The organism is Pedobacter sp. UYP1 (assembly GCF_040547305.1).
Taxonomy (GTDB): domain Bacteria; phylum Bacteroidota; class Bacteroidia; order Sphingobacteriales; family Sphingobacteriaceae; genus Pedobacter.
In genome coordinates this window covers 132,755-152,860 of record NZ_JBEPPL010000014.1, presented here as the reverse complement: position 1 = coordinate 152,860, position 20,106 = coordinate 132,755, and the positions used below count along the sequence as shown (strand labels likewise).

Here is a 20,106-nt window from a genome sequence, read left to right as displayed (position 1 = left end):
AATTATTACAGAAGCTATAGATAAACTTTGCAGCTTGTGTCAACTCAATTAGTTTTTGGCCTCATTAATTTGGGGCATCAATTGTTGTTTCGCTGCATTCACTTCGGGTTCCGAAACGAAACAAAACGAAAGTTTACTTAAAATAAAAAACTAATAGTCAGACAAATACAAACATCACCTATAGTTGATGATGAGTATATTTTTTAACGCAGGTGTCCAAAAAACATACCGTTTAAATAGACTCTTATGCTAAATATCTGACAAGGCATTAAAGAACTATGTACTTGCGGCCTGGATTGCTAACCGTAAGAAAGTAAGGTGAAGTAAGTGAACCACTCCGCAAAACGAGCCAGCAGATGATCCAGAAAACCACCCTTCTTTCTGCTGATAAATCATCATCCATTACTATATACCGCAAGTAATACTTTAAACATAAAACATTTATTTACAGATCACAAGATAGTTTACCTATACTATTTATAGATATTTAAAAACGCTGTCAGAACATGCTATCATCAGTTGCGGTGCTTAACTACAATCTGCATTTGCGCTCATTTTGAAGCTAATATCACTAATCAAGGCAAATTGATCAAAAGAATTAATAGCATGCAGACTCCTCAGAAAACCGAAAGTAAATGCAGTTTACCCAAACGTTTTAATAATCCAATTACTTTATATTTGCACCCGACTATGCAAGACTACATATTTGAAATTCAGCTTAAGGTAAGAGATTATGAATGCGATATACAAGGCATCGTAAATAATGCAGTTTATCAAGGTTATCTGGAACATGCCCGCCATGAATACCTGCAATCAAAAATGATTTCCTTTAAGGAATTAACTGCAAAAGGCATCCTGTTAATGGTATCCAGAATAGAAATGGACTTTAAAAGATCACTCACCTCAGGAGACACCTTTCAGGTCAAATTAAGAATTGAGCGGCAGGGCGTAAAATTGCTATTTTTTGAAGATATTTTTCGCTTGTCAGATCAGGCTTTGTGCTTGAAAGCTAAAGTTGAAGTGATCGCCAAAATCAATGATAAGCTGACCAGAGGAGAAATTTTCGACACCCTTAACCTGGAATTTTAGGCTGGATTTTGTAACCTTTGACCCCTATTTAGCTTCTATATTGTTTGTAGCTTCATGAAATTAGAAGAATTTTATGGAGCTAAATACTAATGTTTTAGAAAGCATAATATCTGACATTGAAAATTCCAATGCCCAGGTTATTAAAAAGAAATCAGTAAACGAGACTTTTGAACTATGGCGCGATCCCGTTTTACTCGCCGACATCTCCGGTAATATGGGCGTATTGTTTATCAGGGCGATCCTAAACAAACTGAATATAAATGAACACCATGTTTTCAGATGGAGACTGGATAATAAATACAGACAGTACCAAATTTTAAATCACTATTTCCCTGGTTGTGTTGCCAAAACAATTGGTCTTTCAGAATTATTAGCCGAAAATGACGGGTCTAAGAAAATCAGGGAACTATGCGCACATGGCTTTTTTGTCAAATCTACATTAGGACATCGCACAGGCCAGGCTGGTAGCTTTGACAGAACAGCTGAACTGGAAGACATCATCAAGTTTTATCAGGAAAAAGAAAACCAGGAAAGAGAACATCAGCCAGAACAGTGGATACTGCAAGAAAAACTGGATCTTAACGAAGAATTCAGGGTTCATACCTTTGGTAGCGATTTAATATATGGCCTGACTTTTATCATGGCTGGTATGGATTCTTCTAAAAGTTCCGCTGCAGAAATATTGGTACAAAAAATTCTGGCTAGCTTACCAGCAACTATTTCACAAGGTACTTTGATCGGCTGGGACATTGGTATAACACATGCCAATGAATATTATATTATCGAAGCAAATTTCACAGGCTTTCACCCTGAGTATTATGCTGGCTTTCAAACCAGCGGATATTTCGGAGACCCTGATTATGGTCCGGCCATGTGTGCATGGCTCAACAACTATTTCAGAAACAAGTACCAGATTTCTATTGAGACTGTAGAGCAGGATTTAAGATCCAGCAGCCCGTTTTTTGACGAATTCTTATATTATAAATCAATTTTTACCGATGAGCATATTGAAGTACTTCAAAATAAAACCAAAGGGATTCGTGCCTTTGCAGTCATATATTTAGGCAAGGATACTATCCCATTTCTCGCTAATCTTATAGAATATTTTTTACAGGAAGACTTCGCCACAGCATATTTTCTGATTACCAGCGAAGAAACAGTCCAGGCAGTTGCCAATCAGTTTTCAGGTAATGAGCTGATGCTCATTATTGATGAAGACAAGTTATTTCTACCAGAGGAATACACTTTAATCAAGCAATTAAGTTACCAGGAACGGAAAAAAATTTGCTGCGATAAATTGCTTACTAAAATTGAAGAAAAATACTGTTTCATTTTATAAAATAGCATTATGCTTAGCATACTTTTTAGGCTTGAGCCCCAGATGCCGCTCAAAAATTCTCGTGAAATGACTGAGGTTCGTAAATCCCAGACGGTAACCTGCCTCAGACACAGAAAATTTTTCTTCCTTAATCAGGTAAGCCGCCTCATTCATTCTTAAAGTCTGGTAATAATTGTAAATACTATTCCCGAAAATCTGCCGGAACAAGCGGTTTAACTTACTCTCACTCATATTCGAAAGCTTTGTTAATTCTGTAAGATCTGGTGGAATACTTAAATCGGAAATAATTTTATCTCTGATTAAGTACATCACTTTTACATCTGAAACATTCAATGGATAACTAGCTTTATTCTGACGTTTTAACAACTCTACAAAAAACAAATAGATCATTTCGCCAGCTTTGAGTTTCAGATAAAAATCACCAAGCGGACTATTTTCATTCAATGCAATAATCCCTGCCGCAATAGCTTGTATTTCTGGTGAGATGATTTCATCATATAAATAAGGTTGATTTCCTGATATAATATTTTGCAGCAGCAGATGTTCCGTTCCCTTATTGATCAGCTCTTTTAATAAATCGGTATTTACAATGATCATCATCGTATTGATCTTTGTTCCTGCCGGAATAGAAATTTCAACATCAATATCAGACGAAGACACCTGAACAGCAGGAAATGACCTGGGATCACCACCAGGAAATACATTGCGGAAACTAAAAATGACTTCATTTCTCCGCACATCTGCAACCTTTTTTCTAAGGATCATAGCCTCATTCAACTCAGCTTGATTGATCATCATCTTAATGTGCGGGCCAAGGTCGAAAAACTTCATATATCCTTTACCGAAGGTCTCAGGGAAAACAAGTTTTCCATCCTTTACTTCGCTTCCTGTTAATTCTGACAACGCTGCTATTAAACCAATTCCCGTGGTCGTGATAGAATCAAAGATCATAATACTGTTATGGACTATTTATTGAATGAATATAGATATTTTACCCGGTTACAAAAAAGTAATTTTGTTTTAAATTAAAGAACAAGCCATGTCAAAAGTATTATTTTTAAGTATACCTTCTCACGGACATATGAATCCTACCTTAGGATTAGCCGCAGAACTGGTTCGTCAGGGAGAAACAATAACATTTTTCAGCGCAGAGGAATTCAGGACAGCAATTGAAGAAATTGGTGCTGAGTTTAAATGTTATAAAGAAGATTTAAATCTATTTCAGAAAAAATCATCCGGAGGTCTCGTTGCAGCCTTTTTACAACCTGAAAAATTCATTACGGACCTTCTGGAGCAGATTCAAGACATAAAATTTGATTATATCGTTTACTCCGCAGCTTACCCTTATGCCAATGCAATAGCACAGATTTTAAAAGTCCCTGCAGTCTCTTCTTTTGCAGTCTTCGCTACCTTACAAGAACTGCTCCCCAAACATAATTTAACTGAAGCACCATTACCTAAAAGTAAAGGGCCTATGGGAATGAGCCCAGAAGTAATTAATCAATTTAAGCAGGTACGCCAAAGTTTAATCGAAAAATATCAGATAGAAATAGCTGAAGATATGTTTAAGCTTTTATTTAATAAAGGTGATCTGAACATCATTTATACCTCGGAATACTTTATTCCTAATCTTAAAAACTACGATGACAGCTATATTTTCATAGGCCCTCCTATCTATAATAAAAAATATACCGTAGAGTTTCCATTTGAAGAGCTGGAAGGAAAAAAGGTTATTTACATCTCCATGGGAACTATTTTCAGTAATTATTCTGCAGAGCTTAATCAGCTGTTCTTTAAAAGCTTTAAAGATTTTGATGGTGTGGTCGTGATGGCCGCTTACCAGGTAGACCTTTCCGCCTATGAGATTCCTGCCAACTTTATTATCAGGGACTATGTACCACAGCTTGAAATATTGAAATATACCACAGTAGCTATCACCCATTCAGGAATGAACAGTATAGGCGATCTGTTATACAACAAAATCCCTTTTGTCGCTATTCCTTTAGGTGCAGACCAGTTCTATCTAGCCAACAGAGCTCAGGAATTAGGCGCAACTATCGTCCTTGACATCCATAACCTCAACGCCGGAATTTTAAAAGATGCTGTTAAAGAAGTCCTGACAAATCCAGACTACCTTAACAACATCAATAAGATCAGCGATTCCTTTATTCAGGCGGGTGGTTATGAAAAAGCAGCCGATGAAATTTTCAAGCTAAAAAAAGAAAAAGGAATATAATTACTCATATTTCAATGCATCAACAGCATTCGCCTTTGCAACTTTAAAACTTTGCAAACTTACCGTTAACAAAGCGATGCCTAACGATAGTACTGCTGCAGCAATAAAGGGTGCTGCAGCTATTGAAATCTTGTAATCGTAGCTTTTCAGCCAATTACTCGCTAAAATAAAGGCGACTGGAAAAGCAATAACATTTGAGATGATGACTAATTTGATAAAATCTTTATTCAATAAGATCAGAATACTTTTCAGATCAGCACCCAAAACCTTTCTGATGCTGATCTCTTTTTTGCGTTGCTCAGCCATATATAATGCCAGCCCCAATAAACCCAGGCAGGAAATAAAAATGGCAAATCCACCAAATAGGTTTGACAATACACTCAAAAGCTGTTCACTTTTCAGCTTATTTTTCAAATCCTGAGCAATAAATGTTATTGCTGATGGATAGGCAGGATTAAGCTGTTGACTGATCTGTTTAATAGTACCTACAGCGGCACTTAAATTCATAGTTGGATTAATGCTCAGGATTAAAATATTACTTTTCTTCACATTGTAATAAAAGAAGGTAGGAACAGCTTTTCCTCCTATCGTTTCATTGGAATAATTTTTAACAACTCCAACAATAGTCAAAGGTGGATTATCTCCCCAATGAACTATTTTCCCTACTGGAGACTTGATACCCATTTTTTCTACTAAAGCCTCATTGACTAAAACAGAAGTCGATGTGTCAGCTACAAATTCGGGGGAGAAATCTCTTCCGTCGATTATCTTTGCCCCTATGGTATGGCTAAAATCATAACCTATACTTCTGTTGCTAATTATGGACTGATCATTTGCAGCCTTACCAGGCCAGTTAAAATTACCTGTAATAGACCCATCACTCGTGAAAGATTGTGCAAATTCTGTTGCAGCTATGACAGCACCCGATTTCTTCAGTTCTGCTTTAAATAGTTGTAGTTTTTCCGGTTTTCTCCACTCGCCCTCTAAGTTAAGCTCAACCAGGTTATTTTGAGAAAAACCAAGAGGTTTATTCCGCATAAACTGAATTTGAGAGTAAATGATTATAGCGCAGATAATCATGCAAATAGAAAGGCTGAATTGAAGCACTACCAAAAACTTACGGATTGGCAAGGAAGAACGGCCAATACCTTTTAAGCCTTTTAAAACTTTTATTGGCGTAAATGAAGACAGATAAAAAGCAGGATAACTTCCGGCAAGCAAACCAGTCACTAAAACCAAGATACCTGGTGTAAGCCAGAAAGGATAGCCATCGTAGCCAATCTTCATCGCTATGCCCAGCAGATTGTTAAAATAAGGCAGGCACAATTCAAGTACTCCGAAAGCAATAATTGCAGCAATTAAGGAAAATAGCATAGACTCAATAAAAAACTGTCCCATTAAGCTGCTTCTGGTAGAACCCAATGCTTTTCGGACACCTACTTCTCTGGCCCGTTTCTCTGATCGGGCCGTTGACAAGTTCATATAATTGATACTTGCAATCAGCAGTACACAAAAAGCCAGAAAAGAAAATAATTTTACCTGATCTATTTTGCCTCCGGAAGCTTTACCATTTGTAAATTCATTATAAAGATGATACTTAGCGAATGGAAATAGAAAAGCTTCCAATTGCGTTTTCGGATCATTTGACTTGATCAATTTTCTCATTCCTGCATCTGCCGCCTCAAATTGATTTTTATCTTTTAATTTAACCAGTGTGGCACAGGTAATAGCTCCCCAGCCATTATTCTTATTGTCAGGGTGCTCCTGTTCAAAAAAGGCCCAGCTTAACAAAGCGTCATACTGAAAGCTTTGATTTTCTGGCAAATCCTCAATTACTGCAGATACAGTCAGCAATCGCCTGTTGTCATATTTTATGGTTTGCCCAACTGGATTCTTTTTACCAAATAATTTGCGGGCAGTTGAGGCAGTAATGACTACGGATTCTGGCGTATGGAAAGCAGTAGCTGGATTACCATAAATAAACTTTTGCTCAAAAATCTTTAGGAAAGAGGGATCTACAGAACGTGCATCCAATTTATAATTCTCCCGATCATGACTAAAAAGCTTATTGTAGTCACCTCCAAGATTCATCCGGCTTACCAGCTCTATTCCAGGTAAACTCTGTAATGCAGCGTCAGCAAGCTTGTTAGGTGAAGCAATAGTAGTAACAAGTCCTTCATTGATATTAATATTTACCCGGGTAATATAGACACGGTCAATTGAATCAAACTGCTTATCATACTCCCATTCATAGCTTACATAAAGTAGCAGCAATAAGCAACAGGCCATACCAATAGCTAATCCACCAATGTTCATTAGTGAGAATAACTTGTTTTTTTGAATATTACGTAAGGCAATTTTAAAGTTGATGAAAAACATAGCGATAATTTTCCGAATGAAGTCTAATAGTGTGCCAGTCCAAAAATATCAAATAAAATACGTTGAAAGCTTATTTAAAGGTCTTTCTGTAATTATATCGTTCGTTATTGAACAGTCTATGTACACAACTGAACATTGGATGAATTTTTCAGAATATCGACACCGTTAGCTGTAAAATAATAAAGTAACTATTATAAATAGTATAATTCTGGTATATTTGCCCCAATTATGGGTTACGCAAAAGAAAGAGGAAAGCTTGAGAAGCTATTGACAAGAATCGTTGGTTTAACTACTTACGATGAGAAAAGTTTAGCTAATCTTGTTGACAGCCATGAAAAATATTCACACACTGTCAGAATATTAAAAAACAAAGAACCTGATACATTCGGTGATTTATATAAGAATGAATTACAAGAAGTAAAAGAAAGTAGAAAAGCAGTTAAGGAAAGTGATTCAGATGAAACACGTCAGCATAACTTTATCGCATATAAAGATTCAATTGTAAATGCTTTAGAGAAAACTATTAAAACTACATTGGAGACTTTGTAATTAATGTAATAAAAAAAGCCGTGTTATAAGTATAATACGGCTTTTTTTGAGCTAGCTGGTTAAAACACTTTTCAATAAACCATCCTCCTGCAGCTTTGTAAAAAGTGTTAGTACGCCTGGAACCTGTGCTGGTTCTTTCAAGTAGGTTTCCAGATTAAAATAACCGACCTCATCAATTTCATTGCTGGCTGCTATTTTTTCCGTTAAGTCATAAATAAAACAATCCTGTTCCATAATCAGATTATTCTCCTCTCCAAAAGCCGGTGCGGTAATGTGGCAATAAAATGTTAACAGGTCCGGGTTCATTTTAATATTCAATTCTTCATCTATTTCCCGTTGAATGGCCTGATGTGAAGTTTCTCCGCTATCAATCTTTCCTCCTGGAAGATACCAGGCTTTTTTATTGCCGCTAAAAGCCAAAAGAATTTTTCCTTCTTTAATAACAACTAACCCAGCGGTATTTAGTATTCTGATTTCTTGATTCATTAACTTTTTTTTACTCTGGCCTAATTTAATGTTTTTCGTCAGTATTTAACGTTGATGAAGCTATCATTGTTCGTTGTTTTGTTCCTTTCGGTTTTTGATCTGCAGCACATGACGTTTTTATCTTAAATTAGCTGCAGAAAATTACAACCATGATTCAAAAATTTGCGCTTCCTCTCACTATAATACTGCTGTTAAACATAAACAATACGGCTGCACAGTCCTTTAAAAATCAGGAAGTCAAGTCCTTGATTGACACGACCATTATCCTCATGAAAAAGAATTCAATTCATGCAAATCAGGTAAACTGGGCCAAATTAAAGAAAGAAGTATACAGCAAAACAATTCAGTTGAACAATCCCTATGAAATGGGATCTGCTATCAGAACTTTATATCAATCTATCAATGATTTTCATGGTGAATTCTTCTATCGCGATAGCACTTTCCGATGGAAACGCAGCCCATTAATTATTTCGGACAGCATCAGAAAAGAGCTAAAAAAAGGAGTAAAACCTAAAATAGAACTTTTAGAGAGTAATATCGGATACTTGAGAATTCCACCTATTTCAGGCGCTTCTGTTGCTGAATTCAGTAAAAAAGCTCAAAGCCTGAATGATAGTTTATGTTTATTACTAACCAAAGGTATCAAAGGCATTATCCTGGACTTAAGATTAAATGGAGGCGGTGCTATGTTTCCAATGCTTTTAGGCGTAGAGCAGCTATTACCAAAAGGACATCTGGGATCTTTTCAAGATCAGACAAAAGAAGAGTGGTCAATAAAAGACCATCAGTTTTTCACGGATACCACTATGCTATCCAGCATAATCCCAAAAAGCAGTATTATGGCTGAAAAAATACCTGTAGTAATATTAACCGGGCCGGCAACCGGAAGCTCAGGTGAATTCTTTATTATCGCCTTCAAAGGGAGAAAAAAGACAATTTTATTAGGCACTGAAACTGCTGGTTACGTCACTGCAAACAGCGGTTTCACCCTAAATAAATTTGCATCTTTAAATCTTTCCACTGGTTATGGAGTAGATAGGAATGGAAAAGTATACAAAGAAGCGTTAAAGCCAGATATCCCGAATAACAGTCCCGATAATTTTAACATGGTCAGTAGTGATGAAAAAGTTAAAGCCGCAATAAGCTGGTTAAAAACTAATATCAATTAATAACGCTCAATCAGGTTAAAGATTTTCACACATAACGAGCCCAGTCAGCATATTATTTACAATTAAATTGTGTCCTGTTTACCCCCTTTAATAGGCATGTGCGTACCGTATTTACCCTGGTAAATTGCACTAACTTTATAAAAAAAGGAAAAATGGAAACCATATTTGATCATTCAACCAGAGAAGGACTAATTAGCAGAATCAATACCCTGAACGAAAATAGTAAAGCACAATGGGGTAAAATGAACATCTGCCAGATGCTGAAACATTGTACCTTATATGAAGAAATGATGTTAGGCAAGGTCACTTTTAAAAGAGCATTCCTGGGCCGTTTATTTGGAAAAATGGCATTAAAAGAATTTATTCAGGATCAAAATCCTATCAAACAAAATGTACCTACACTGACTGAGCTTAAAGTAAAAGAAAAAGCTGGAAATGTGCTGGAAGAAAAAAAGAAATGGATTGCCTTATTGAAAGGATATGAACAAGTATCACAGCCAGTAATTGTACACTCCTTTTTCGGCGAGCTCACCAAAGAACAAACCGGATTTTTAGTCTATAAACATACCGACCACCACCTTCGCCAATTTAAAAGTTAATATTTTTTTTATCATATTCAAAGTGTGATCACAAGTCCAGGAATTTCATATATTGCTGCTAATAAACCAAATACGCTCATATATGATTCAATTCCGTATAAAAATCATCACTTTAACTTTGTTAATTTTATCATTTAATAGCTTTGCGCAGCAGCAAAACGATTCAGTAAAAGTGATTAAGGCCGGCCACCTGCTTGATGTAGAAAAAGGAATAACCTTAACCAATCAACTCATCTTAATCGATCATGATACTATAAAAAGCATTGGTCCTGATCTGACCATACCAATTGGGGCGACAATCATAGACCTCAGTAATGCGACAGTCTTGCCCGGATTGATCGATTGCCATACCCATCTGACCTTCCAGCCCGGAGATAATTATTATGAAGATATTTTCCGCCGCACCCCGGTAGATCTGGCTATGGTTGCCCCGATCTATGCAAAAAAAACCTTAGAAGCCGGATTTACGACCTGCAGAGACGTAGGAGCTTCGGCATTCATTGATGTATCCTTAAGAAATGCAATTAACCGTGGTGATATACCTGGCCCCAGATTACTGGTTGCTACCCTATTTATTGGCAGCACTGGCAGCCATGGCGACCTCAACGGATTCTCGCCCTTCTTAGACTGGATAGGCCCTAAACAAATGACTGGTGTTGCCAATGGCGTAGAAGGGGTACGTGCACAAGTCCGGTACAATATAAAATACGGTGCCGAAGTGATCAAATTTGGTGCAAGTGCTGGCGTACTAACAGAAGAAACAAGTGTAGGAGCCCCCCAATTCTCCCAGGAAGAAATGAATGCAATTGTCGAAGAAGCCCATTTATGGGGACTAAAGGCCTGTGCCCATGCACATGGCACAGTAGCTATAAAAATGGCTGTTAAAGCTGGTGTCGCCTCCATAGAACATGGTAGCTTTCTTGATGATGAAGCCATACAATTGATGAAAAAAAACGGCACTTATCTGGTCGCAGATATTTATAATGACGACTACATTCTTAGTGACTATGCAAAACATGGTACACCTGAAATCATCATCAACAAGGAAAAGCTGGTAGGTAAAGAACAACGATTAAGTTTCCAGCGCGCAGTTAAAGCAGGTGTAAAAATAGCATTTGGTACAGATGCGGGTGTTTATCCGCATGGCTGGAATGGCAAACAGTTTAAGTACATGGTTAAATTCGGGCTCACACCGATGCAGGCTATACAGGCCGCCACCATCAATGCAGCAGATCTGTTGGGGTGGAAAAATAAGGTCGGCTCTCTAAAGAAGGGTAAATACGCCGATTTGATAGCAGTCAAAGATAATCCACTCCAGGACATCACCCTACTAGAGCAGATTCCTTTTGTTATGAAGGGCGGAACTATTTATAAAAATGAACTGAACAAATAAAGAAGCGTAATGCCCCCTATGCTTACTAAACTGGTTTTTACTATCCAAACAATTTTCCTTTGTTTCCTATTGGTTACTATTAGTGCATTTAATACATATTCACAACCTAAAACCAGTGGCCAGATGGCTGCATTGGAAATGGGATTTCATCAGATTCCAGACAGTATTCAAATTAGTGTTTACTGGTACTGGGTTTCTGGAAACATCTCCAAAGAAGGTGTGATAAAGGATCTTGAAGCCATGAAAAAGGTGGGAATCAATCGTGCATTTATTGCGAATGTGACCTGGGGCGAAAAGAATGCAGGTCCAGTAAAACTATTCACAGCGGCCTGGTGGGATATTTTGCATACCGCCTTAAAAACAGCTACTAAGTTAGGCATCGAAATCGGGATTTTTAATTGCCCGGGATGGAGTCAATCGGGAGGTCCATGGGTTAAACCAGCACATTCTATGCGCTATCTTACTGCTTCAGAAACTGTGATTAATGGTCCGGTTCAAATCCATCAAAAACTAATACAACCTGATTCTGCTTTTCAGGACGTCAAAGTGATCGCTTATCCTGCGCCTAAAGATTATGGTACAGATATCCGGAACCTGAAACCTCAGCTTAGTGCTATCCCCACACTAAAAAACATGGATAACTTAACAGACCAAAACGAAGAAACAATCTTCCATCTTCCTGCTACAAAACCTTTTCTGCTGAATATTTCTACAGAGAAACCATATACCGCACGTAGTCTTGTCATTTATACAGCTCGTACTCCTACTCGTCTAGAAGGGGATCTTCAAGTTAAAATTAACCAGGCCTATCAAACTATAAAACATTTTATTATAGACCGTACGAATCCAAACCTTAAGAACGGCTTTATTCCTTATGGCCCGGCAACAATATCAATTCCCGCCACTACAGCTAAAGATTTCCGGTTAATATTTACTGATTATACTAAAAACTGCGGAATTGCAGAAATTAAGCTCTCGTCTGTTCCTTTAGTGGAAAGCTACCTGGAAAAAACACTCGCAAAGATGTGGCCTGATGGCTATGTATATTGGCCTGCCTATCAGTGGCAGCCTCAACCTGTGATCGAAGACAAAGCCTATATAATTGATCCGGATAAAGTTCAGGATATTTCGAAATACATGCTGGCCGATGGTACCTTGAACTGGCAGGTACCAGCAGGAAAATGGATCATTGAACGTATTGGAATGACACCTACCAAAGTTCAGAACGCACATGCAGCTCCTGAAGGAACAGGGCTTGAAACCGATAAAATGAGCAGGTCACATATCACGGCACACTTCAATGCCTTTTTGGGAGAAATTATACGTCGTATTCCAGCACGAGATCGCAAAGCGTGGAAAGTAGCTGTTGGAGATAGTTATGAAACCGGCAGCCAGAATTGGACTGATCAGTTCATCACAGAATTTAAACTGACTTATGGCTATGATCCACTTCCCTATCTTCCGGTATTGCAAGGAAATGTTGTGGGAAGCGCTGACCATTCGGATCGTTTTCTATGGGATATCAGGCGTTTTATAGCCGATAAAGTTGCTTACGATTATGTGGGCGGGCTTAGAGATATCTGCCATCAAAATGGATTGACTACCTGGCTGGAAAATTACGGTCATTATGGTTTTCCCGGAGAATTTCTACAGTATGGAGGACAATCCGATGAAGTTAGCGGTGAATTTTGGAATGAGGGCAGCAAGGGTATCATAGAAAACAAAGCTGCTTCGTCCTGCGCACATATTTACGGAAAAACAAAAGTTTCTGCCGAATCTTTTACAACAACGGATCGTTATTTCTTGAATTATCCCGCTACATTGAAACAACGTGCAGACCGTTCTTTTACCGAAGGAATTAACAACACACTGCTGCACGTTTATATCCAGCAGCCTGATGAAGATAAAATACCAGGAATGAACGCTTATTTCGGAACTGAATTTAACCGCAAAAATACGTGGTTTTATGATATGGATGATTTTTTAAAATATATCAAAAGATGTAATCTACTCTTGCAGCAGGGAAAATATGTAGCAGATGTTGCTTATTTCATCAGCGAAGACGCTCCAAAAATGACAGGAATACAAGAACCTGCTCTTCCGCGTGGCTACGCGTTTGATTATATCAATGCAGAGGTAATTAAAAATAGATTAACAGTAAAGGACGGCAATCTGGTTTTACCTGACGGAATGCATTACAAGATCCTGGTTTTGCCGAAATTGGAAAGCATGCGTCCTGAATTGCTGGCAAAGCTCAAAGAAATGGTAGCCAATGGTGCGGTGATTTTAGGTCCCAGACCATCCAGATCACCAAGTTTACAAAACTTCGGAAAAGCAGATCTGGAGATTCAGCAGTTAACTGCTGAACTTTGGGGAAACATCAATGCATCTACTATAAAAGTCAACCGTTTTGGGAAAGGAATGGTAATTGACGGAATGAGTCTTGAAGATGCTTTTAAATTAATAAATATCGTCCCCGATTTTAAAACAGCTCTAACCGATTCTGTCCTTTTCATTCACAGAGTACTAAAAGATGGCTCAGTCTATTTTATTTCCAATCAAAAAAACAAAGTTGTACAGCTAAGTCCTGAATTTCGGATTTCCGGAAAAAGTCCTGAATTATGGGAGGCAACGACAGGTCACATACGTGATCTTCCGGATTATACTCAAACTGACAGATCCACAACTGTTCCTTTAACGTTAGCAGCTTACGAGAGCGCTTTTATAGTCTTCAGAAAGAAAGACAGTATTCAAAAAAATAAACGCCTGAATTATCCTGAAATAGTCAGAAAAGTACCGCTCGTTGGTCAATGGTCAGTTAACTTCGATGTTAACTTGCATGGGCCTTCCAAACCAGTAATCTTTAAACAATTAGAAGACTGGGTTCAAAATAAAGATGAGCTTATAAAATATTATTCCGGTCCCGCTTACTATCACCATAGTTTTGAATTATCAAAAGTTAGAAATGAAGAGCGCGTATTATTGGATCTGGGAGATGTGATCGCTATAGCAAAAGTCAAGGTTAACGGAATAGCCGTTGGCGGGGTATGGAGCGCCCCTTACAAAATCGATATCACTAAAGCATTAAGGTCAGGCAAAAATGAGTTGGAAATCAAAGTAGTCAATAATTGGATAAACAGGCTGATTGGTGATCATCAACTGCCTGAAAGTAAAAGAATAACCTCAACTTATTATGACTGTTACGATGTTACCGTAGCATTGCAATCCTCAGGACTAAAAGGGCCGGTTCAACTGGAAATTGTCCATTAAAATGAGTATAAATTGGGACTATTGACCCTAAATTATTCCTAAGGATTCTCATATTTTAGAAAATAGCTTCGCCGGTGGTTGAGTTAACTTAATTTATAAAATATGGAATCAAAAATGACGGAAATAGATATTGTTATTCTAAGCTTTGCACAAACAGATGAATTAAAGCAAGTGACTGCAAACTGCTTAACTTCTTTAATGGCATCTGAAGATCCTGAATTGATTAAATTTAACATCATCGTTGTTGAGTCCCAAAAAGATTTAAAACCTTTTCAATACGAATACGGACAAACAGTTTATCCAGATGAGCCATTTGGTTATAACCGATATATGAATATTGGTATTTCAATGACATCAGCTCCATATATCTGTTTATGTAATAATGATTTACTTTTCCATCCGCAATGGGCAACGGAAATATTGAAACCTTTTAATACTTATTGGAATGTTTCCAGTGCTTCTCCAATGTGTACTATTCATCATACAAAAATAGGTATGGAGCCAAATATTGGTTTACTGCAGGGCTACAGAGAACGTGTAGAAGTTTCGGGCTGGTGCCTTTTTTTCAAACGCAGTATGCTGAATATAATCGGTCATTTAGATGAGAACTTTATCTTCAGACATGCCTCCCATGATTATACACATTTACTTTCAGCATTAAATTTAGTCCATGTTCTGGTTACTTCTTCCCTGGTAGATCACCTGGATCATACTACTTTAAGTAAACAGGAACCAGAGCGGTTTAATGAGCTGATGTGGAAACAGGACATTTACTATGAGAAGAAATGGGGTTACCGTTTAGGCAGGAAATGGGAAGCAATTTAACTGATTACTGCACATGCCGGATTCTTAAAGGCATTTAGGGTCATCTGACCCTAAAATAATCTGTTAATCCAAGTTAAATTGCTTATGCATTCGAAGGTTTGCAGAGTAATTAAATAGAAACAATAAACTATATCAGTATGAAGAATAAACTATATAAGGAGTTTGCAAGTTATTATGCAGATGTAACCAATGACAGAGATTTCAAAAGCCAGTTGGAGGTCATTCTGGAGACTTACGATCCAGCCCATCCATGCAAGTCATTACTGGAACTATTCGCCGGACAAGCACTGCATAGTATAGAAGCACAAAGAAAACATGGTATTGATGTTTGGGCTATAGATTCAAGTATTGAGATGAAACGACTAGCATTGGCCGAAGGATTTGAAAACCCTGAAAAGTATATTGTTGCAGACCTTCCAGATGCATTGTTAAGCGTTAAAGAAACAAAATTCGATTGTATTACCTGTTTGTATAATGGTCTTAGTAACCTGAATATGGAAGATGTATTTCTTCTGCTCAATCACTGCAAAGACAAATTAAGTGAAAACGGTAAAATATTTATCGAAATGCATGACATCTTTTTAATGACTGAGTACCTTTCAAACCCAAAAATCCACTACACAGAGATAGAAAATTCGAAAGGTGAACTGATTAAATATGCATGGCCAAGCGGAAAAATAAGATGGGATCGTTACACTTACCGTGCAGAAGTTCCGGTACAACTATTAATTCAATCCTCACAACGTACCGATACGATAGAATTTACTTCTTATGATACCATGTACAGTGCAGAACATATCGTTTTCCTGGCAAAACTTGTAGGCTTGGAGTCCATGATATTTACAGAACATCCAGCTTGGGCTGAGCTTTATCCAAGTTCAATTGTGCTGCAGTTATCCCTTCGAAAAGATGGACTGAAATCTCCTGCAGATAACGGATAAATTAGCTAAAGAAATATCATTTTCTACCCATTTGCTTATGTAAGAGCCCCGCTAAAACGGGGTATTTTGCTTTAGCCTAAAATAAAATCTTAAATTTGTTCCCTGATGAAGCAGAACAAATACGATGACCCTGACTTTTTTGCCAATTATAGTCAGATGCCCCGTTCAACAGGCGGGTTAAATGCAGCTGGGGAATGGCAGGTTTTCCGGGGATTACTTCCCAAATTAAAAGATACAAATGTTTTAGACCTGGGCTGCGGTTTTGGCTGGCACTGCCGGTATGCAAGCCAGCAGCAGGCACAATCAGTTATAGGTGTAGATCTTTCTGAAAATATGTTGAAACGGGCTCGCGAAAGCACTCATGACCCCGCAATTGAATATCTTCAGCTTGCTATAGAGGATATTGATTTTGCACCTGAACAATTTGATGTCGTGATCAGTTCTCTAGCTTTTCATTATATAAAGAACTTCGCCGCAATCTGTAAAAAAGTTTATCATGCACTAAAACCGGAAGGCTCGTTTGTATTTTCTATCGAACACCCCATTTTCACAGCATTAGCTGCGCAAGACTGGTATCATGATGATGCAGGAAAACGTCTGCACTGGCCTGTTGACGGCTATCAGGACGAAGGACAGCGGATTGCCAGATTCCTGGACAATGATGTGATAAAATACCATAGGACACTGGAAACACATATCAATGCATTAATTGATGCTGGTTTTCAAATTAAAAAAATCTCAGAACCGCAGCCATCAAAAGAAGTCCTGGAAGAATATCCAGAGATGAAAGACGAAACACGTCGTCCTATTTTTCTTTTGATAGCCGCAGTTAAGAATTCATAAAATTTAATATACTTCCTGAATACTTTGTGGTGATAAAGGAAGTTGTAAAGATGATACTCCATTTACAGTGGTACCAGCCTGGGCTAAATGTGCCGCCCTGTTATTAATAATATCCATTGGAAAATTTAGCACTGGCTTTGAAAGCTGATCCAGTGATGTGATGTCATCATTTGATAAGCTGACAACTAAAGACTGTAGATTCTGATCTAGTTGCGCTATGGTACGTGCACCAATTATAGTAGAAGTTACTCCAGGTCTGCCTACCACCCAAGCTAAAGCAACACTGGCCGGAGTAGTTTCTTTTTCCTTAGCAAGCTCCGTTAAACGCTCGATAAGCCGGTAAGTATTTTCATCGAAGCTTGTACCTCCTTCTAAACTATTTCTTCCGCTTTGGGTCTCTCCCTGATTCGCCCTGGTGTATTTTCCGCTTAAAATCCCACCCCTCAAAGGTGACCAGGGCATCACTCCTAACCCAAGGTCCTGAGCCATTGGAATCAATTCACCCTCCACGGTTCTTTCCAGCAGAGAATATTCAATTTGCAATCCTGCAAAAGCAGACCATCCCCGAAACTGAGCAATCATCTGGGACTGTGCAACTTTCCAAGCAGGTGTATCTGAAACAGCGATATAGCGTACCTTTCCTGCAGTAACCAAATCATTTAAAGCAGACATCGTTTCTTCAATTGGGGTAAATGGATCAAAAGCATGCATCCAATATAAATCCACATAGTCGGTTTGCAACCTTCTTAGTGAATTCTCAAGAGAACTTATAATTGTTTTTCTGCTTGCACCACCAGCATTAGGATCACCTGGATACAGGTTGCAGTAAAACTTAGTGGCAAGTACTAACTGGTCCCTGCGAATATCCGCATGGTGTAGGTAATCACCAATAATTTTTTCCGAGTGCCCTTTGGTGTACACATTAGCGGTATCAATGCTATTACCTCCAGCTGCTATATATCTCGACATCATAGCTTCAGAAGTTGCCGGAGTTGATCCCCAGCCCCATTCTTCGCCAAAAGTCATTGATCCAAGAGTAAGCGGACTTACTCTTAACCCCGATTTACCAAGGGTTCTGTAATTTGTTAAATCCATACTGTTTTTGTTTTTTAAGGAATTATTCCATAAAAGTACCACAGCATGGGATGCTGCTGTTTGCTCAAATCAAACAGATCATAGCAAAAATCAAACAACGGAACAGTTCTTTGAACCATTACAACTGAAACAGTACCCTTAAATGAACCTGGCAATTCCCTTTTTGTACAAATTCAATACTTTCGGTACCGCCCAACGCCAGTGCAGGAACAAAAAAGAAAATCTCATTTTTATCCAGAGGCCCTGTCTTTTTTAGCGAAGCTTTAAACAGCTCTGCTCTCAGTACTTCTTTAATAATATTATCATCACATAAATATCCGTTAAAAAAATCAGTCAGACTCCATACACAGGTTTCAATTTGATTATAATGCGGATCGAATACACATACATCCTCATCCACAGCTGTCAATTTTCTAAAATAAAACAACTCCCCAAAACCAGTGATCGCTATAGGAACATAATTTGGCGCTTTCCTTCCCAGAATCCTTTCCAGGTCATCCTGAAAGTCATCAGGATTAACCACTTCTATCAATCCATCATTGTATTTACCCAATCCTTTAGTCCTCCACAAGTCAATCATACTCGAAGGAAGCACATGCGCATACCGGTTAACTAACTCTTCATTAGCGATTTCCGTATTTAAGGGTCGATACTTTTCCAAAAAACCAGTCATTTCCATTTCAGTAGTTATTACTAATCCATTTACAAGTTACCTGATTTCTTAGTCGCAAACAACCACTAAGATTGGCTAATTCATACCCTATGAAAACATAAAAATGCTTTTACATTTGTTATACAACAAGTCAAAACAAACAAAATTTATAATCTAAAATCATAAACCATGGCAGCAGTTAATCCTTATTTAAACTTTGACGGTAATACCGAAGAAGCTTTTAATTTCTACAAATCAGTATTTGGTGGCGAATTTGAAGTGGTGTCCAGATTTGATGCTATGCCAGAAGAATATCAGCCTGATCAAAGCGATATTAATAAAATCATGCATATTTCCTTACCAATTGGCGAAAGCATTTTAATGGGTAGCGACAGACCAAAATCCTATGGTCCGATCAACAAAGGAGACCACGCTTATGTTGCTATTAAAGCGGAAAGTGAAGAAGAAGCTACAAAATTATTCAATGGTCTTTCGGCAGGCGGTGTAATTACCATGCCACTGGCAAAGGCTTTCTGGGGTGATTTCTTTGGAATGTTCACTGATAAATTTGGCGTTCAATGGATGATCAATTATTCCTATAATAACAACTAGTCAGACCTATACACCATTGTCATTTGCTAAAAAATCCGTATCATTTTAAAGATAATGAAGTGATCCCAATAAGTATCTGACTCTTTGGGGTCACTTCAAATAACAGGCTTTTTTTTATAACCGTGAGTGCTTATTTTACAACCGTAGCTTCCAGTTCAACCTTTAAGGTTTCAAAAAGGCTTTTCACTTCTAGTAAAGTAAGCGCAGGTTTAATATGATGTTTCGCTATCCAATCTTGAAAAATAGCAAAGTGTGGCCAAAGTTCTGCCGTGGAAGTCGTATAGATATTTAACCGGGCTATCCCCTTACATTCATACTCCGCTTCGCCAATAACTTTTTCCAAATTCTGTAAGGCCAGAATTAATTGAGACTTCATGTCTTCGTTACTCGATATTCCATCCGCGCTGATAGCGGTTTGTCCTGAAACATAAAGTGTACTCTCTACGTTTTTTACTTCAACAGCTTGTACATAGCTACGTTCATCCTGCCATTTCCAGGGATTAATACTTCTTTTTTCCATTTGATTAGTCTTTTGAGCCTGTGCCCATAACGGCACACTGGTTATGAATAGAAATGCTAAAAGCTTGCTGCTTTTCTTCATGATTACAGTTTAAAATTTCTACTGCAAA

Annotated in this window: 18 protein-coding genes; 12 read left to right on the top strand and 6 right to left on the bottom strand. The window is 37.9% G+C overall.

Going from position 1 to position 20,106, the window contains the following annotated elements:
* The first annotated feature begins 585 nt into the window (after nucleotides 1-585).
* Nucleotides 586-1,089: an acyl-CoA thioesterase gene (locus ABIB30_RS22135; RefSeq protein WP_354305233.1), complete on the top strand. Its 504-nt coding sequence runs from the start codon at nucleotides 586-588 to the stop codon at nucleotides 1,087-1,089.
* A gap of 73 nt (nucleotides 1,090-1,162) precedes the next feature.
* The gene (locus ABIB30_RS22130) at nucleotides 1,163-2,428 is read left to right on the top strand and encodes a hypothetical protein (RefSeq protein ID WP_354305232.1); all 1,266 of its coding nucleotides are present in this window, start codon (nucleotides 1,163-1,165) and stop codon (nucleotides 2,426-2,428) included.
* Here ABIB30_RS22130 and ABIB30_RS22125 read toward each other — a convergent pair.
* A complete protein-coding gene (locus tag ABIB30_RS22125) occupies nucleotides 2,423-3,379 on the bottom strand; it encodes a helix-turn-helix transcriptional regulator (RefSeq protein ID WP_354305231.1) in 957 nt (318 codons plus the stop codon). The genes ABIB30_RS22130 and ABIB30_RS22125 overlap by 6 nt on opposite strands.
* Nucleotides 3,380-3,467: 88 nt before the next feature.
* On the opposite strand from ABIB30_RS22125, the gene ABIB30_RS22120 reads away from it, so the two are divergent.
* Complete coding sequence (locus ABIB30_RS22120) at nucleotides 3,468-4,664, top strand: macrolide family glycosyltransferase (RefSeq protein ID WP_354305230.1); 1,197 nt, start codon at nucleotides 3,468-3,470, stop codon at nucleotides 4,662-4,664.
* Here the strand turns inward: ABIB30_RS22120 and ABIB30_RS22115 are convergent, their stop codons facing one another.
* Entirely contained in the window at nucleotides 4,665-7,043 is a 2,379-nt protein-coding gene (locus ABIB30_RS22115) for an ABC transporter permease (protein WP_354305229.1), read from the bottom strand.
* Between the two features lie 228 nt (nucleotides 7,044-7,271).
* Here ABIB30_RS22115 and ABIB30_RS22110 point away from each other — a divergent pair, with 228 nt between their 5' ends.
* Nucleotides 7,272-7,592, top strand: coding sequence for a hypothetical protein (locus ABIB30_RS22110; protein WP_183866804.1), 321 nt, complete (start codon nucleotides 7,272-7,274; stop codon nucleotides 7,590-7,592).
* 51 nt (nucleotides 7,593-7,643) lie between these two features.
* On the opposite strand, the gene ABIB30_RS22105 is transcribed toward ABIB30_RS22110, so the two are convergent.
* Nucleotides 7,644-8,078 carry an NUDIX hydrolase gene (locus tag ABIB30_RS22105; protein ID WP_354305228.1) on the bottom strand — a complete coding sequence of 145 codons (435 nt, stop codon included), beginning with the start codon at nucleotides 8,076-8,078 and terminating at the stop codon, nucleotides 7,644-7,646.
* Nucleotides 8,079-8,347: 269 nt separating this feature from the next.
* On the opposite strand from ABIB30_RS22105, the gene ABIB30_RS22100 reads away from it, so the two are divergent.
* From ABIB30_RS22100 to ABIB30_RS22070, 7 genes are all read left to right on the top strand, one after another.
* Nucleotides 8,348-9,247, top strand: coding sequence for a S41 family peptidase (locus ABIB30_RS22100; protein ID WP_354305227.1), 900 nt, complete (start codon nucleotides 8,348-8,350; stop codon nucleotides 9,245-9,247).
* A 152-nt stretch (nucleotides 9,248-9,399) separates the two neighbouring features.
* Entirely contained in the window at nucleotides 9,400-9,846 is a 447-nt protein-coding gene (locus tag ABIB30_RS22095; protein WP_354305226.1) for a DUF1569 domain-containing protein, read from the top strand.
* Between the two features lie 82 nt (nucleotides 9,847-9,928).
* Nucleotides 9,929-11,239, top strand: a complete 1,311-nt coding sequence (locus ABIB30_RS22090; RefSeq protein ID WP_354305225.1) for a Xaa-Pro dipeptidase — start codon at nucleotides 9,929-9,931, stop codon at nucleotides 11,237-11,239.
* Nucleotides 11,240-11,362: 123 nt separating this feature from the next.
* On the top strand, nucleotides 11,363-14,509 hold the full coding sequence (locus ABIB30_RS22085; RefSeq protein ID WP_354305224.1) for a glycosyl hydrolase: 3,147 nt from the start codon (nucleotides 11,363-11,365) through the stop codon (nucleotides 14,507-14,509).
* A 102-nt stretch (nucleotides 14,510-14,611) separates the two neighbouring features.
* Nucleotides 14,612-15,334 carry a glycosyltransferase family 2 protein gene (locus ABIB30_RS22080; protein ID WP_354305223.1) on the top strand — a complete coding sequence of 241 codons (723 nt, stop codon included), beginning with the start codon at nucleotides 14,612-14,614 and terminating at the stop codon, nucleotides 15,332-15,334.
* A gap of 137 nt (nucleotides 15,335-15,471) precedes the next feature.
* Nucleotides 15,472-16,275: a class I SAM-dependent methyltransferase gene (locus ABIB30_RS22075; RefSeq protein WP_354305222.1), complete on the top strand. Its 804-nt coding sequence runs from the start codon at nucleotides 15,472-15,474 to the stop codon at nucleotides 16,273-16,275.
* A 105-nt stretch (nucleotides 16,276-16,380) separates the two neighbouring features.
* The gene (locus ABIB30_RS22070) at nucleotides 16,381-17,118 is read left to right on the top strand and encodes a class I SAM-dependent methyltransferase (protein ID WP_354305221.1); all 738 of its coding nucleotides are present in this window, start codon (nucleotides 16,381-16,383) and stop codon (nucleotides 17,116-17,118) included.
* Nucleotides 17,119-17,121: 3 nt separating this feature from the next.
* Here the strand turns inward: ABIB30_RS22070 and ABIB30_RS22065 are convergent, their stop codons facing one another.
* Together ABIB30_RS22065 and ABIB30_RS22060 are read right to left on the bottom strand one after the other, a co-directional pair.
* Nucleotides 17,122-18,213, bottom strand: a complete 1,092-nt coding sequence (locus ABIB30_RS22065) for an aldo/keto reductase (RefSeq protein WP_354305220.1) — start codon at nucleotides 18,211-18,213, stop codon at nucleotides 17,122-17,124.
* Between the two features lie 118 nt (nucleotides 18,214-18,331).
* Nucleotides 18,332-18,874, bottom strand: coding sequence for a T6SS immunity protein Tdi1 domain-containing protein (locus ABIB30_RS22060; protein ID WP_354305219.1), 543 nt, complete (start codon nucleotides 18,872-18,874; stop codon nucleotides 18,332-18,334).
* Nucleotides 18,875-19,054: 180 nt separating this feature from the next.
* Here ABIB30_RS22060 and ABIB30_RS22055 point away from each other — a divergent pair, with 180 nt between their 5' ends.
* Complete coding sequence (locus tag ABIB30_RS22055; protein WP_354305218.1) at nucleotides 19,055-19,477, top strand: VOC family protein; 423 nt, start codon at nucleotides 19,055-19,057, stop codon at nucleotides 19,475-19,477.
* A gap of 130 nt (nucleotides 19,478-19,607) precedes the next feature.
* Here the strand turns inward: ABIB30_RS22055 and ABIB30_RS22050 are convergent, their stop codons facing one another.
* Nucleotides 19,608-20,078, bottom strand: a complete 471-nt coding sequence (locus tag ABIB30_RS22050) for a RidA family protein (protein WP_354305217.1) — start codon at nucleotides 20,076-20,078, stop codon at nucleotides 19,608-19,610.
* Between the last annotated feature and the right edge of the window lie 28 nt (nucleotides 20,079-20,106).